The organism is Mesotoga sp. UBA5557, from assembly GCF_002425715.1.
Classification (GTDB): domain Bacteria; phylum Thermotogota; class Thermotogae; order Petrotogales; family Kosmotogaceae; genus Mesotoga.
In genome coordinates this window covers 22886-38401 of sequence record NZ_DIMV01000027.1, presented here as the reverse complement: position 1 = coordinate 38401, position 15516 = coordinate 22886, and the positions used below count along the sequence as shown (strand labels likewise).

The following is a 15516-nucleotide window of genomic DNA, read 5'->3' as shown; positions in this document are numbered from 1 at the left end:
TCTGGTTTAACTGTCTGGAGGGATTACCTTGAGTGGAAGACGATTTGTAATCTTTCTCTTTTCTCTCGCTATCCTCGCAATATTCAATGCCTTTTCTCTATGGAGCATATATCTGTTATTTGCCGATGGGAATTTCGGCTTGATGGTAACAATGGTCATCCTGACTCTGCTAATTGATATAATTGCGTTGAATCCAAAGGGTTACCCGTACAGATATATGATTCCCGCAATGATATTGCTTTTCATTCTCACGCTATATCCAATGTACTACACTTTCAGAACTGCCTTCACTAATTACGGAACCGGGCATCTATTCACAAGGCAGCAGTCAATTCAAAAGCTCCTCAGCGATTACTTCTACATCCCGGAAAACCCCGAGGAATTCGAGTTTTCCATCTTTATCGAGCTCGACAACTATAGCCCCACAGACAGATTCATAACTCTTCTGAAGTCGAAGACGGATGGAGAGATGTATGCCACTCTTAGGCCTCAGGTAGTAAGCAGAGATGCATCGGGGAACATCACACTGGCCACCGCCAAGATGTTGGAGATAAAATCGGACAGTTTCGTTATCGGCGGGGTGAACTACACTCTTTCACGCTCTCCGGATGACCGAATCCTGGCTATCCTATCTGATGCCGGTGCAAGGTATATATACTTTTATTCTCCCCAAGACACCTCCACCAGGCCGAACGCTCCCTTCTACTTCAGCGAAATAAGAGGAGTGTGGCTCCGAAATGCCGAATTTACAGACTCGGAGGGTAACCAGATAAGACTATTCCCAAACTCTCTTTACACAACCTTTGCCACCACTGAAAGGAAGTATGCGTTAAGGACTGAGACTTCATTCTCCGCCGGAAGAGCCATTCAGGAGACCGTTGTCTATAACAGGCAGACGGGAAGGACCTTGATCGAGGAGAGTGGCTTTTTCTATGATATCGACGCAAATGGAAACGAGTTCATAGTTGAGGGCTACATATCTGACGTTGGTTTTTGGAACTTCGTTAGGATGTTCCAGGATCCGAAGATAAGGGACCCGTTTTTTCAGGTATTCGGCTGGACGTTTACCTGGGCCGGACTTAGCGTTCTCTTCTCATTCGTAATTGGCCTGGCGCTGGCAATCACACTGAATGATCGGAGACTTAAGGGAAAGAAGATTTACAGAACACTGCTCATCATTCCCTGGGCCGTACCTGCCTTTATCTCTGCTCTTGTATGGAGAAATGGCTTCTTCAACGAAACCTATGGAGTTCTGAATAGGTTCATTGTTCAGGGACTCTTTGGGCTTGAACCAATAAAGTGGCTGAACGATGCCTTTTGGGCCAAGGTTTCAGTCTTGATTGTCAATACATGGTTGGGCTTCCCGTACATGATGACAGTAAGCCTCGGTGCTTTACAGAGTATTCCCGAAGAGTTTTATGAGGCCTCATCGATCGATGGTGCAACGAGACTCCAGAGATTCAGAATGATTACCTTCCCCCTGTTAATGGTTACTGTTGCACCTTTGCTTGTCGGCAGCTTTGCCTTCAACTTCAACAACTTCACCGGCATTTATCTGGTAACCCAAGGTGGACCCGCAATTCCTGGAGCTTCGACACCCGCTGGGGCAACTGATATCTTGATCTCATACACTTTTAAGCTGGCGTTTGAAGGGAGAGGTCAGGACTTTGGCTTTGCCAGTGCCATTTCGATTATCATATTCATAATCGTCGCCGGCTTCAGCTGGATAAACTTTAAATTGTCCGGTTCCTTTGAAGAGGTGAGCAGATAATGGCCGTTGAGAGAAGAAAATACTGGTTAAGACACATAATCTTGATAGCTGTTGTCGTTGTGGTTCTCTTTCCAATGGTTTGGTTGATAAGCACTTCAATAAGACGTGACCAGGCAGCTTTCTCGTCAAGGCTCTTTTCAACCAGAGTAACTCTTCAACACTATAGGAACCTTCTTTTCCCGGAAAGAAGCGTAGGAAGGCTTGTTCTTGATCTCCAGAGTGCAACATACGCCACAGGAGACTACAGAGGGAAAAGCCAGGAGGATCTGAAGAATACAGTTGAGAAGTTCCTCACTAAATTCGATTCTCTTATGGATGAGAGCGAAGAAATGGTTAGGGCAGTCGAAGGCGGTACCGCTGCAATTGAAAGCAATCTGGTAGAAATGGAGAGCATGATAATCAAGGAAATGAATGAGCTGAGACTCAAAGACAAGGTCCTCTTCGAAGAGAGACTCAAAGAGATAGGTAGACTAGACGAACTGAAGACGGCCTACGCGGTAGGAGAAATTCTTCAAACTGCCTCTCCTTCACTTGAAGGAACCTATCCCTTCTACATCGGACTGCTTGGCGAAAGGTCATCACAAGTCATCGAGTCTCTCGAAGCTTACAGAAACCTGTACGAAGAGGTATTCCGTCATCGCGACGAGACGCTGCTAGCAATAGAAACCCTTGAATTTGAGAACAAGAAAGAAGTGGTGGAATCACTGAATTCTGTTGAAGATTACATATCTCTCTCTGGCATTGACTACTCTGAATGGCGAAGAGTTGAGTGGCTTCAAGTTATTAACAGATATCTAAGGGAGGTCGAATCTTCGATGCCCGAAGATCAAGCCTCCGAGCTCAACCGGATCAGGACAGGCCTATATGATTCCTTCAGATCTGCCGGTAACGCATGGGAAGCGGCAACTGCTTCCAGTGCAGCCCTTTCTGAAGAACTATCTTTCCTGGCGGAGACGGCCTTTGGAACCGACTACTATGAGTACCTGGCCGCAAATGAAAAGTTGGAAGCAATAAAAAAGAGCCTCGAGTCTACCGAAAAGGCTCTAGTAGTCTTAAATTTGGCATTAGGCGAACTAGAAGACTCTTTTGAAGTCGCATTTCCGACCATCGTGTCTGAAACTAGAAAACTCTCTTCCCTGATTCCACCGCTGCAAATGGTAATCAGTAAAGGCGCAGGTAATAGCACGGCTGTGGCTGAAGCAAAAGTCAGGTCATCACTCGAGAGAGTCGATTCAGCAAAGGAGACCATAGATCTTCTCCAGCAGCAGCTATCAAGTATGCAGAACGTCCGTGGGCTGATCACAAGTCTTTCCGATCTCTCGGATAAGATGGCCTGGTTCTCAGGCAATGGCGAAGCTCTCCTAAGCGCATCTGCAAACTCAGAAGTCTTAAAAGGAGCAGACGTGATAGACATAGCCCTGTCAAACTTGTCGAGGGTATTGCCTGTTCTTGAGATGAGTGTTGCAGAGTATATTGAGGTATCGGAGAGAACGATCGCTCTCACGACGGAACTGGAATCCCTGAAGAAAAGCATGGAAGACCTCGAGAACAGGATCTCTGAACTTCAAGAAGAAGCTGAGAGAGCAGAAAGAGAGCATGCAAAAGTCCTTGAGGCGATTAGTATACAAGCTGCGATGCTGTTTGTGGAGGAGGAAATAATCTCGCTGGAAGGCGCCAGAAATTATGTATCGAAGCTGTCTGATGTGCTGAACAACTACTTCAACATAAGAGCATCAACCCGTTACAGGACCCTTCTGTGGTACGATGATTTCATTCGGGCTGATTTGGAGGCAAAGGAAGGGACGGCTCTGCTGAATCAGCTAATCTCAACTATGAGATCGATGAAGGATGAACTTGCTTCCAAGGTAAACTACTACATCGATCTGAGATTCCTTGGGACTTCGGTAACTCTGGACGACTTCGGAAGGATGCAGGAGACTTACAATTCTCTCTTTCAGCAGGTTAACGCCAAGTACCAACGTGCATCCAGGCTAATATCCGATCTAATCGAGAAGCCCACAACCTATTCATCTCCATATGATGGCATATTGAAGGAGATAGACAGGGCCTTATTCAGAACAAATCAGATCTGGGCACAAAAAGAGAGTACTTATTTCTATTTCGTCAGGTGGCTTCTTAATTCAATAATCGTAGCACTTACTGTGTCGCTTATCAGCGTTGCCGTTGCAGCTCTCGCTGCGTATCCTTTCAGCAGAATGAGATTCCGTGGAAGGAAGCAAGGCTTGCTTGGCCTCCTCCTTATTCAGATGTTCCCTACAATAATGTTCATGGTGGCTCTCTACGCCTTGCTGCAGTTCATTGGAAGTTTAATTCCATTCCTGGGACTAAACACGCTTGGAGGCCTGATATTTGCTTATTCAGGAGGAATTGCCTTCAACATCTGGCTGATCAAAGGCTATTACGATACAATCTCTAGCTCTCTCGAAGAGGCAGCAATGATCGACGGGGCAACAAAATTCCAGGCCTTTTTAAAGGTGATTTTACCGCTTGCCAGACCGATTCTGGCTGTTGTGGCTATTCTGACGTTTATGAACATCTTCAACGAGTATCTGATTGCAAGGATAATTCTTCAGGACATGAACAAATGGACATACGCAGTTGGCCTTTGGCAGTTCTCGGGAAGATTCGAAACGAGCTGGGGCCCATTCACTGCCGCAGCGTTGATTGGAGCAGTTCCGATGGTCATATTCTTCCTCGTGTTACAGGACTACATCGTTGGAGGTTTGACACAGGGAGGAGTGAAAGAGTAACTTACCCTAAACTCGTCAGATTTGTGATGAGAGCTAGTTAATTTTCAGGAGCCCGTCCCTAAGCAACCGGGATCGGGCCCCTGAATTTCGAAGGTCGTGAGTATTTCGAACAGTGAATGTTGGGAGCGGAAAGACCTATGTCATATATAATTGAAGAGAAAGGATTCAGTACAGTTCTTTTGCTCACTCTGTTAGAGTGTAGATACTAGTAAGATAGGAATCTGTCGCGCTCAAGATCGTCCAGTTGGAAGGTGTTGCAGATGGAGTTCATTTATCCCAATTACGACAGAGGTTCAATAGTAAACCTATCAGCTGCCATTCTGAAGCACTTCGATGCTGAGATACCTTCAGGGGTGAAGGAGTATTGCTTCTCAGAACACGGAATTAGCATCGATGGAATAGATAAGCTAGTGGTATTCATAATCGATGCTGTTGGCTATTATAACTTGATGAAGGTCCTTGAGAAAAGCAGTTTCAAACACTTCTCTGTCGAAGATGTAAGAAGTCTGACTTCTGTCTTCCCTTCAACCACTTCCAGTGCTCTCACTTCGTTGTTCACGGCCACAACGCCTGGAGAGCACGGAGTACTCGGGTATCTTCTCAATATTCCAGAGTACGGCGGACTAGTGAATATGATCGAGTTGACTCCCTACACTCAGGATAGGGACAATCTCACCAGATTGGGCTTTGACCCTCTTAAGTACAATCNNTCAAAATCCAACTATCTTCGAATCTCTGAAGGAAGCTGGCGTAAGAGGTTATCATCTCACATCCAAGAGTTTCGTGAACACAGGACTGACGAGAATGCATTCCCGCGGAGGCATAGCCAGGGGTGTTCATGGATTGGGAGATATGTTCGAGGAACTCAATACCATCCTTGCTGCGGATGAATCCGAAAGTCTGACGGTCGTCTACTGGGGTCTTATCGATACTTACGGTCACAAGTACGGTCCAAACTCCCTGTCGTATATTTCGGAGACCGCAATACTGTTCTCCGCAATTGAAAAGTTTTTCGAAGAGAGGGTGCAACAAGACACGGCATTATTGATCACTGCCGATCACGGTCAAATCGAAACCCCTTGGGAGCAAGAGATCTGGTGGTCAAAGTTCGACGATATCTTCGATGAGATGTACTCCATGCCGGGAGGTGAACAGCGCATGTCCTACATATATTCTCTCGATAAAGAAAAAACAAGAAAGAAGATGGAAGAGCTTTTTGGAGATTCTATTGAGATCATAGAGCCATCCCATCTTGATGAAATAAAGCTCTTCGGCAGGCCTCTGAGCAATTCTTTCAGGAAGAGGATAGGTGAGCTCATTACCGTATCCAAGGACGACTCATCATTGTGTTTCAAATACACAGGTCAGGAACACTCGCTCAAAGGAAGGCACGGAGGTTTGACGAAGGAGGAAATGAACGTCCCTCTAATACTTCTGAGAAGGGATTAGTGGCTTTTTTCAGTCTTTCTATTTTCCCAGTTTATTTCGGCGATTGACTTCTGCAAGTATATCGGTTTAAGGTCAGAATAACGTATGAACTCTCCTGCAGCAAACTTCTCAACTGCGATTTCTCTCATCGCTGAGGGGTCCTGATGTCTCACTTCACTGCAATCAAATCTTTCGAAGGCCTGTTCTATCTCACCGTCAAAGAAGAGTTTCGTCCCTGACAAGTCGATCGCGGAGACTAACTCGGCGGTACTACTGAACTCAGTTTCTCTGACCGGCACTCTCTCTCTATATTCTCTCCAGTAATAGTGTCCCTCTCTTCCGCGTCTCAGGACAATGAATCTCTCATCATCGATCGAGCTTGCCAGTACATCAAGAGAGTTAAAAGGAACTACGCGGATATTATACGGAAAGGCGATACCTTTGGCTGTTGCAATGCCTACTCTCAAACCCGTAAGGGAACCGGGACCAACACCGACCCCGATGAAGTCGAGTTTCGGGACCTCAATCTTGAGATTCTCTATCGCCTGCTCTACCATTACGGCTAACAAAGAGCCAAATTTGTCGATTTCTCGAGCCTTTATCTCCATCTCTCCCCTGCCATTACATGCCGAGAGAAGAAGAGTTCTAGAAGAAGTATCGAAAACTATATACTTCATCGCATCTCCTCAGCTGAGATTCTTGAAGCCTTCACCGAAGACCTCGGCATTGTTCACAATTATCACAAAAGCTCGTTTGTCTGTGGCCTTCACTATATGCCTTAACTGCCCAATCTCTCTTCTTCTTATTGATACCATCAAAACAGGTCTATCTTCTCCGGAAAAGCCGCCCGTCGCCTTAATCATCGTCGTGCCACGCTCCATTTCCTCAATAATTCTCTTCTTTATTGAATCACTTTCCACGCTAATAATAAAAGCCGTTCTTGTGTTGCCGATACCCTCGATTATCCCATCTATTGTCTTGCTTGTAGTGAAAATCGTTATTATTCCGTACATTGCTGCGATAGGTCCGAATACGACAATGGCAAGCATTGTGATTAGTGAATCGCTTATTAACAGACCCGTTCCTGTGCTGAAATTCAGATACTTTGAGAAGATCATAGCAAGTATATCTGTTCCTCCAGTGGAAGCACCGCGCCACAACACCAAGCCCATGCCGGCACCAGCAATAACGCCACCGTAGATTGCCACCAGCAGAAACCCGTCTTGTGTAGAAGAAGCATCGAAAATCGGGAAGTGCAGCTTCTGAAGAAGATCAACCGTTATGGACATCAGTACCGCCGAGTAGATCGACTTTATTCCAAAACCTACTCCCAGAATCACGAATGCGATAATAAACAGAGCTAGGTTATAAACGAACATCTGAGCTCCGACCCAGAAACCGAAGACCCTGTAGATAATTATTGCAAGCCCACTTACGCCGCCGGCGATAATGTTGTTCGGAATCATAAACGAAACAATTGAAACAGCAGTCAGTATAGAACCGACCGTAATCAGGAAGTAGTCAGCGAATACCTTCCTATTCACTTCACTCTACGACCCTTGAGTTTTTCAGTTTTGCGATTTGCTGTAGGAGCTTCTTCTCTTTGCTTGAAGGCTTGCTAATATTCACCCTCACCGTTACGAGAAGATCTCCACGCCTATTGCCGGAAACACTAGGAACACCAAGGTTTTTCATCCTGAATACCGTGTTTGGACTAGTTCCCGCCGGGATCCTAAGGGTCTCCGTACCTCCTTCGGGAAGGGGTATCTCAACCGTGGTGCCTAGTGCGCTTTCAACATAGTCTATCTCCTTGGTAATATACAGATCGTTTCCACTACGTCTGAACTCCGAAGGCATTTCGACTCTTACACTTACGTAAAGGTCTCCGTACGGACCTCCATTCTGCCCTGAATTCCCGTGACCGCCAATTCTAAGAGTTGCTCCATTCTCAACTCCTGCAGGTATCGCAACGCTCACCTGGTGTCTCTCCTTCACGTAGCCTCTGCCGCTGCACTGACCGCAGCGCTTATCGATTATCCTTCCCGTTCCGTTGCAGGTATTGCAGGCATGAGTGTTGCTGAACATCCCAAAGAAAGATCTATGCTCCTCTTTCACATAACCGCTTCCATTGCAGGTAGGACATGTCTTGAAACTCGTGCCGTCTTCGGCACCCGTTCCTTTACACTTGTGACAGACCTTATTCCTGTCATACTCAAGTATCACTTTCTTTCCAAGTATTACGTCTTTCAAATCTATGGCAACCGAAGCATGAATGTCCTCTCCCCTAACCGCTCTTGGACCCTGGGATCTGGAACTCGTACCTGACCTGCTCCCTCCAAAGAAGACATCGAAGACATCCTGAAAATCGCCGAACATATCGTCGAAGTTTCCTCCAGCGCTTCCAGGAGTTCTTCCAGAACCACGGCTATAGGAGGAAGGATCTCCCACATATCCGAAGCGGTCGAACATCGCACGCTTTTCTTTGTCGGACAAGACCTCATAGGCCTCCTGAATCTCTTTAAATTTCGCTTCGGCATCCTTCTTGTCTGCACCTTTGTAAGCATCAGGATGCCATTCCTTGACGAGTCTTCTGTAAGCCTTCCTTATATCTTCATCAGACGCATTTCGTGAGACTCCTAGAATCTCATAATAGTCTTTTCTTGATTGAGCCATCTACATCACCACCGAATGCTCTTATTCAGACTCGGAAGAGTTGTTTATGGCAACAACGACTCTTGCAGGTTTGAGAACCTTGCCGTTAAGATAGTATCCATGTTCGACGACATCATGAATCGCCATATCGGGAACATCGTTTGAAGTAATCGTCTCTTCAACTTCATGAGCGAAAGGATCAAAGGGCCTGCCCACCTCGGGGATTATCGGGGATAGCCCTTCGTCGAACATGAGCTTTTCAATGGATTTATGAATAAGCCTGACACCAGAAATGAACCCTTTCCTGGTCCCTTCTGCGTTTCGCAGAGCGCGACCAAGATTATCATAGATTTCTATGATTCTAAGGATCATCCTCTCTTTGTATCTTTTTGTAACCTCCTCCGACTCACGAATAAGAGCATTTCTATAGTTGATGAATTCCGATCTCAGCCTGGAGTTTTCATCTTTGAGAACCCTTATTTCATTCTTAAGACTCTCCACTTCATCTATTTCAAGCTCCTTTTCTTGTTTTTGTACGTCTTCCAACTTAGTTTCTTCCTCTTTTACTTCTTCCGACACATTTGGTTCATTCTCTTCTTGTATCGAGCCACCCTTTTTCTCTAGATCCTCGAGATTCTTGGTGTTCTTGTCCTCCAACATAGTTCACTCCTCCTATCTATTCGAAAAAACCTCTGACAATCTGTTAATTGAGAAGTCGAGATAGGCATTTACCTTCTCATAGTAAGTCAGCTTAGGCGAGATAACGAATACACTACCAATCTTCTCATCGTTTCTGGAATAGGGAGATACAAATACTGCAAAGTTTCTGAGCTCCTCTCTGCCCACTTCCTCACCTATGAAAACCCTTTGATCATAAACATCGCCAAAGGAGTTAAGCAATATCTCAAGATTTCTCGGATTCTCAACCGATCTTACGAGTCCGGAAATATCGGCAGAGTCCAGAAGATCGTTTGAAATTATGAACTCCAGGCCATATTTGTAGTACTTCTCTTCGTTCTCCTTATCAAAGATACTCTGAAGGAAATTTATTATGTCTTGCAATCTCCTATCATGCCACTGATCGTACCTCAGTTCAACGTCTCTTATTCCCTTTCTTATTTCCCCGATTGTCTTTCCTACGACTGCCATGTTCACGTACTTCTGGAAGCTGTCTATATCGAATTCACTAGCTCCAAGGAAGACTGTCGTATTTAAACTGACTCCAAGATCGGTTACAATGGATACATTAAGATAACCCTCGGTTATCTTCGAGATCGAAACGCTGTTCACCAGCAGTCTGTCAAACTTCGGCTTCTCAATGACCACAAAACCCGATACAGCACGTGCCAGAATTCTGGTCATTCCCTGAAGAAGATGCTCAACATCACCTACAGTGCTGGTCTGTCTTATTGCAATTGCTACATTGCTTTCTTGAAGATCCTCGGTGATCGTTTTCACTGAATCGAGATAGAACCTTAAGCCCTTGTCGGTCAAAATCCTGCCTGCTGAAGTATGAGGCTGATAGATGTAACCTAAAAACTCCAGCTTTCGCATGTCGTTTCTTACCGTCGCAGAACTATACTTAAGGTTAGAGTGCTCCAGAACCTGCTTTGAACTCACAGGTCTTCCAGAAGCTATGTATTCTCTCGAAATACAATAAAGCACTCTTATCTGCCTTGGATTCAATTCTGGACCACCTGTACGTTTTTTTGACACCTAGCACTCCCTCCCATAGACTGCTAATAAATGTTACCATATGCCGCCTCTGTTGTCAACTTCAGAGACCGATGATACAATCTATAAGAGCGAAAGGGGTGTGATCAATGAGGTTATCTCAGGTCATAGAACTCCTCGGTAACAGTGTTCTTCAGGTTGTGAATCCCGGCAATACAGATCCGGAATTTGATCATATCGAGAGTGACTCACGTGTTCTTAGAGAGAGAAACCTCTTTGTATGCATNNAAGGGTTCGAGCTTTGATTCACACCTGGTAGTGAGGGAGCTTCAGAGAAGGGGCGCAGTCGCTCTGATAGCGGAGCTGCCGATTGAAGACGAGGAAGTCGTCGTTCCGATTGTTTACGTGAAGAGTTCTCGTCTTGTTGAAGCACTACTTACCATGGAGGAGTACAGCCATCCTTACAGAAAACTCACTACTATCGGTGTAACTGGCACAAACGGGAAAACAACAATTACAACTCTCATCTATCACGTTCTCTCTTCCTTTGAGAGAAAGGCATCTTTAATCGGCACCGTTAGAAATGTGGTTGGCGAGAGCGTTTACTCAAATCCAAAGAACACCACTCCGGGACCTGTAGAACTCGCTAAGCTTCTCCAACTGTCGGCGGAGAAGAAGAGCGAATACTTCATTATGGAGGTCTCATCACACTCTCTTTCGATGAACAGGGTCGAAGGTATGCGTTTCGATGTCGGGATAATCAGCAATGTTACGAGAGATCATCTAGATTTCCACCCAACTTTCGATGATTACTATAGATCAAAGATGAGACTGTTCTCGTTGTTGAAGACAAATGGAATCGCCATTGTAAATGGAGACAAGATAAACATTGCAGATATCCATATAGCTAGAAACAGAATAACAACCTACGGATTTGGCGATGAATCAGATTACAGAATCGAGAATCTCGATATATCGAGGACGGGGATGGACTTCACCATACAGACTCCATACGGTTCTTCCCATAGAATATATTCGAGATTGATCGGCGAACATAATGCTTACAATATTGCAGCAGCAGTAGCAACTCTAAACTCACTGAATTACGACCTCGACCACATCGCTAAAGCCATTTCTTCCTTTGGAGGGGTACCGGGGCGATTCGAGTTTGTTGAGGAGGCTACCAAATATGGCTTCGATGTGGTAATAGACTTTGCCCATACGCCAGATGCTCTCGAGAAGCTTCTTAAGACAGCGAGAAGACTGACTCCCGGAAGAGTAATCCTGGTATTTGGTGCTGGCGGGTCGGCCGATAAGGGGAAGCGACCGCTGATGGCAGAAGTATCTTCGAAGTTCAGCGATGTGGTTATACTCACTTCTGACGATCCGAAACTCGATGATCCCACCGAGATTCTTAGCGATCTCGAGAGCGGGGTAGACAAGTTCAAACCTTATCTCGTCATTCCCGATAGACGGGAAGCTATATCAGTTGCTCTCACCCTAGCAAACCGCCAGGATATGGTCTTGATAGCAGGACGTGGTCACGAAGACTTCCAGATTCTGCGTGACAGGAAGATCCCCTTCAACGACAAACAGGTCGTAAAAGATATTCTAGAAAGTAAGTTTCGGAGGCACATCAAGAAGTGATTCCAACATCGGTAATTGAAGAACTCTTGAGTTACTCGGAAGATAGTCGAATTGCTCTCGATTCCAGAAAGGTGTCTGCCGGAGACGTCTTCGTCGCGATAAAGGGAGATATAGCCGATGGAAATGATTTCGTTGAAGACGCATTATCTGCTGGCGCGACTCGCGTTTTTTCGAACAGACCGTGCGCGGATCCTAGAGTGATTACGGTTCATGATACGGTTGAGCTTCTTATGGAAGCGGCTAAGGAAGTCATGTCGCGCTCGCACCTCAAGAGCAGAATAGCGATAACCGGCTCCAACGGAAAGACCACGACGAAGGAAATCACAGCCTTTCTTCTTTCACAGCTTGGAAAGACCTTCAAAACGGCCGGCAATCTCAACACAGAGATAGGCTTGCCTCTCTCCTTACTTGAAAACAGGAGGGAGCTGCTATCGGCTAAATATGGGGTTTTTGAACTAGGTACCAATGCCAAAGGAGACATAAGAAAACTTGTGGATCTTGTTGAACCGAATCTTTGCGTTCTTCTAAATGTCGGCACGGCACACGTTGGAAACTTTGGAGGAATCGATGAACTGCTTGAAGAGAAGTTGTCAATCTTCGAATCAGGAAAGCTCTCTAGAGCTGTTTTGGGCGGAACCGACGAAAGATTGAGGAAATTCGCCGCCGATATGCCTGTTGAAACTCGTCTCTTTGGAAGGCATGACGCAGACTTTTCCATAGTAGACTTCTCTTACGACAGTGGCGAGACTTTGCTTCATTTCGACTGCGAAGGCGATAGATTCGTCCGACTTAAAGGTATCTGGAGTCTTGGACAGTTGATGGATCTGGGGGCCGCTTACCTAGTGGCTAACTTTGAAGGCCTCGAAGAACCTTCAATCTTCCTGAGCGATTACAAGTCTCCATTCAGAGATCGTTTCAGCGTCGAACACCTTCATGGAATAACTCTGATCAGCGATTTCTACAACAGCAGCCTCGAATCTTGGGAGTCGGCAATTGTCTCTATAGAGAAGCTCAGTCACTCCCGAAAAATCGCTGTAGCCGGCTCTATACTGGAGCAGGGCGAAGAAGAAGCTAATACTCACGAAAAGCTTGGCAGATTGCTGGGGAAGTTCGATATGACGATTCTTTTCAATCACGACAAAGCGATTGAGGCTGCATCGAAGTATGTAGAACCCTCGCTAATTACTGACAGTGTTGAACAGTTAGCCGAATGGCTATTCGAGAACGTAAGAAAAGGGGACCTGGTTTTTCTCAAGGCTTCAAGGGCAGTAGCCCTGGAAAGAGTGCACAAAGCGTTTGTCGAGATGATGAGAAATGTATAGGGAAGCCCTTTCCTTTCTCCTGGCATTTCTGCTGGCAGCTATTGTCATTGAGCCTTTCAAGAGATATCAAAGGAAGAAGAAAATAGGTCAGTACATTCGAGAAGAAGGACCGGACCTCCATAATTATAAAACGGGAACACCAACCGCCGCCGGAATTGTCTTTCTTCCTATTGCTCTTGCAATTTCCGTCATATTTGCCTTTAGGATAGAGGTTTTGCTGGTTGTTCTTGCCGGCGTTTTATTTGGCCTGATAGGTCTCGTGGACGATGTCTCTAAGATCGTTAAGAAGAACGCATCCGGTTTGAGTGGCAAGAAGAAGTTGTTGCTCCAATTGGCTTTTGCATCAGCCATAGTCTTGCTCATTCAGCTTATCAATCCCCATACTCACATGGCGGTTCCACTTTTAGGAGAGATAGATTTTGGCCTCGCCTACTATCCAATATCGACCGTGGTAATTGCTGGAATGAGCAATGCAGTTAACCTTGCTGACGGGGTAGACGGGCTGGCAGGTTCTATGTACATATTCTCGCTCGCTCCTATGATGCTTCTTCCAGTTTGGCAGAATGGGATAATCGCACCGATTTGCGGTGCACTGGCAGGATTTCTGTGGCACAACTGGTTTCCCGCCACGGTTTTTATGGGCGACACAGGGTCGATTTCTCTCGGAGCAATGATAGCCGTGATGTTCGCATTGGACGGACGGGAAGGCTTCCTTCTCTTCTTCGGTATGATGTTCCTCGTAGAGATGTTTAGCGTGATTATTCAGGTGTTTTCATTCAAAGTCTTCGGGAAGAGAGTGTTCAGAATGTCTCCAATACATCATCACTTCGAACTGCTCAATTGGAAGGAAAGCAAAATCGCTTTCAGGTTTTCATTGATCGCTTTTATTGGTGCAGTCTTCGGTCTGCTCTCATGGTAGGTGAATAGTTTGCTTGAAGGAAGAATCGGTCTTGTGGGATTTGGCGTCTCAAATCAGGCGCTTCTGAGAAGGTTATTAGAAGATAAAGATCCTCTCTCTTTGTTCGTCTCCGACAACGGTAATATTGGGGATGAAGGAAAGAGAATACTGAAAGAGAATCTTGTGGAGTATGAAGAAGGCGGACATACGGAAAGATTGTTCAGCTGCGATACTTTCGTGGTTTCACCTGGTATATCGCCCTTTTCCGATGTCGGCAAAAGGATAATTGACTCTGGAAAGCTCTTCACTACAGAACTCGAAATCTCCCTTGACCGACTGTGGTCAAAACCAAGAGGGACGGTCATTGGCGTAACCGGAACAAATGGAAAGTCGACAACCGTAACGATGCTGAATCACATTATCTCCGGAAAGAATAAGAAGGTCTTTCAGGGCGGGAACCTCGGAAACCCTCTTGCAGGAGTGAAAGACGACTTTGATTACTATATTCTGGAGGTGAGCTCCTTTCAGCTAAGATGGTTTGCGGAGGAAAAAATACGGTTCCACCTGTCCGCTATAATAAACCTAGGAGAGGACCATCTAGACTATCACAGGAGCATTGACGATTACTTCAAGTCGAAGTTGAGAATTGCAAGAATGACTGAAGGTTTCACTCTACTGCCGAAGGCAGTAGTCGACAGTCAAAAGGAGAATCTTGCCGACTGCAAGCTCATGCCTTTCTCTACTTCCTGCGAAGCAGACAACTGCTTCGACAGGGAACATTTAGTGGTAGCCGGAGTGCCGTTTGAGACTTCATCCCTTCCGTTCACCGGACTGCACAACTATGAAAATTCTCTTGTAGTTCTCATGATCTCACGACTCATTGGGCTGTCTGCAGAAGATGTTTTTGAAGAGCTGAGAAGCTATTCATTTCTCTCCCATAGACTTCAGCTGGTAAGAGAGTTTGAAGGAGTGAAGTACTACGACGATTCGAAGGCGACCAACGCCCACGCAGTCAGTGCCGCTCTCAGGAATTTCGAACTGTCGAAAACAATTCTGATTCTCGGGGGTCAGGAGAAGGATGAGACGTACATCGAGTTGATCGAACAGCTTGGTCAACTTAAGCACGTAGTAATGCTGGGAACCTCAATGAAGATATTATCTGCTAAACTTCAAATGAGAGGAATACCGTTATGCATTGCAGGAAACATGGCAGAAGCAGTTGGTATTTGCAGAAGGTTAGCACTCTCAGGCGATAGCGTAGTACTGAGTCCGGCCGGTTCAAGCTTTGATCTTTACAAGAACTATGCAGAAAGAGGAAATCATTTCAGAGAGATAGTCAGTGCATTGGAGTAG

General features: G+C 45.7%; 13 protein-coding genes. 8 read left to right on the top strand and 5 right to left on the bottom strand.

Annotated elements, in window-relative coordinates:
* Positions 1 to 28: 28 nt before the first annotated feature.
* The 4 genes from B3157_RS03230 (at position 29) to B3157_RS03215 (ending at position 5991) form a co-directional block, all read left to right on the top strand.
* On the top strand, positions 29 to 1771 hold the full coding sequence (locus B3157_RS03230; protein ID WP_214060510.1) for an ABC transporter permease subunit: 1743 nt from the start codon (positions 29 to 31) through the stop codon (positions 1769 to 1771).
* Positions 1771 to 4542, top strand: a complete 2772-nt coding sequence (locus B3157_RS03225) for an ABC transporter permease subunit (RefSeq protein WP_214078592.1) — start codon at positions 1771 to 1773, stop codon at positions 4540 to 4542. The genes B3157_RS03230 and B3157_RS03225 overlap by 1 nt, the downstream gene beginning before the upstream one ends.
* A 260-nt stretch (positions 4543 to 4802) precedes the next feature.
* The gene (locus B3157_RS03220; RefSeq protein WP_292588798.1) at positions 4803 to 5432 is read left to right on the top strand and encodes an alkaline phosphatase family protein; all 630 of its coding nucleotides are present in this window, start codon (positions 4803 to 4805) and stop codon (positions 5430 to 5432) included.
* On the top strand, positions 5395 to 5991 hold the full coding sequence (locus B3157_RS03215; protein ID WP_292588796.1) for an alkaline phosphatase family protein: 597 nt from the start codon (positions 5395 to 5397) through the stop codon (positions 5989 to 5991). Before B3157_RS03220 ends, B3157_RS03215 begins: the two co-directional genes overlap by 38 nt.
* On the opposite strand, the gene tsaB is transcribed toward B3157_RS03215, so the two are convergent.
* Genes tsaB through hrcA form a run of 5 tightly spaced genes read right to left on the bottom strand, consistent with a single transcriptional unit; the run spans position 5988 to position 10338 of the window.
* The gene (gene tsaB / locus B3157_RS03210; protein WP_214078590.1) at positions 5988 to 6647 is read right to left on the bottom strand and encodes a tRNA (adenosine(37)-N6)-threonylcarbamoyltransferase complex dimerization subunit type 1 TsaB; all 660 of its coding nucleotides are present in this window, start codon (positions 6645 to 6647) and stop codon (positions 5988 to 5990) included. The genes B3157_RS03215 and tsaB overlap by 4 nt on opposite strands.
* A gap of 9 nt (positions 6648 to 6656) precedes the next feature.
* The gene (locus B3157_RS03205; protein ID WP_214078589.1) at positions 6657 to 7514 is read right to left on the bottom strand and encodes a YitT family protein; all 858 of its coding nucleotides are present in this window, start codon (positions 7512 to 7514) and stop codon (positions 6657 to 6659) included.
* Between the two features lies 1 nt (position 7515).
* The gene (dnaJ, locus tag B3157_RS03200; RefSeq protein ID WP_214078588.1) at positions 7516 to 8643 is read right to left on the bottom strand and encodes a molecular chaperone DnaJ; all 1128 of its coding nucleotides are present in this window, start codon (positions 8641 to 8643) and stop codon (positions 7516 to 7518) included.
* A 21-nt stretch (positions 8644 to 8664) separates the two neighbouring features.
* Positions 8665 to 9282 carry a nucleotide exchange factor GrpE gene (locus B3157_RS03195; protein ID WP_214060918.1) on the bottom strand — a complete coding sequence of 206 codons (618 nt, stop codon included), beginning with the start codon at positions 9280 to 9282 and terminating at the stop codon, positions 8665 to 8667.
* 12 nt (positions 9283 to 9294) lie between these two features.
* Positions 9295 to 10338, bottom strand: a complete 1044-nt coding sequence (gene hrcA, locus B3157_RS03190; protein ID WP_214060917.1) for a heat-inducible transcriptional repressor HrcA — start codon at positions 10336 to 10338, stop codon at positions 9295 to 9297.
* Between the two features lie 201 nt (positions 10339 to 10539).
* On the opposite strand from hrcA, the gene B3157_RS03185 reads away from it, so the two are divergent.
* Genes B3157_RS03185 through murD form a run of 4 tightly spaced genes read left to right on the top strand, consistent with a single transcriptional unit; the run spans position 10540 to position 15516 of the window.
* Entirely contained in the window at positions 10540 to 11943 is a 1404-nt protein-coding gene (locus B3157_RS03185) for a UDP-N-acetylmuramoyl-L-alanyl-D-glutamate--2,6-diaminopimelate ligase (protein WP_422655668.1), read from the top strand.
* Entirely contained in the window at positions 11940 to 13265 is a 1326-nt protein-coding gene (locus tag B3157_RS03180) for a UDP-N-acetylmuramoyl-tripeptide--D-alanyl-D-alanine ligase (protein WP_214078586.1), read from the top strand. Before B3157_RS03185 ends, B3157_RS03180 begins: the two co-directional genes overlap by 4 nt.
* Positions 13258 to 14184, top strand: a complete 927-nt coding sequence (locus B3157_RS03175; protein ID WP_214078585.1) for a phospho-N-acetylmuramoyl-pentapeptide-transferase — start codon at positions 13258 to 13260, stop codon at positions 14182 to 14184. Before B3157_RS03180 ends, B3157_RS03175 begins: the two co-directional genes overlap by 8 nt.
* A complete protein-coding gene (gene murD, locus B3157_RS03170; protein ID WP_292588787.1) occupies positions 14185 to 15516 on the top strand; it encodes a UDP-N-acetylmuramoyl-L-alanine--D-glutamate ligase in 1332 nt (443 codons plus the stop codon).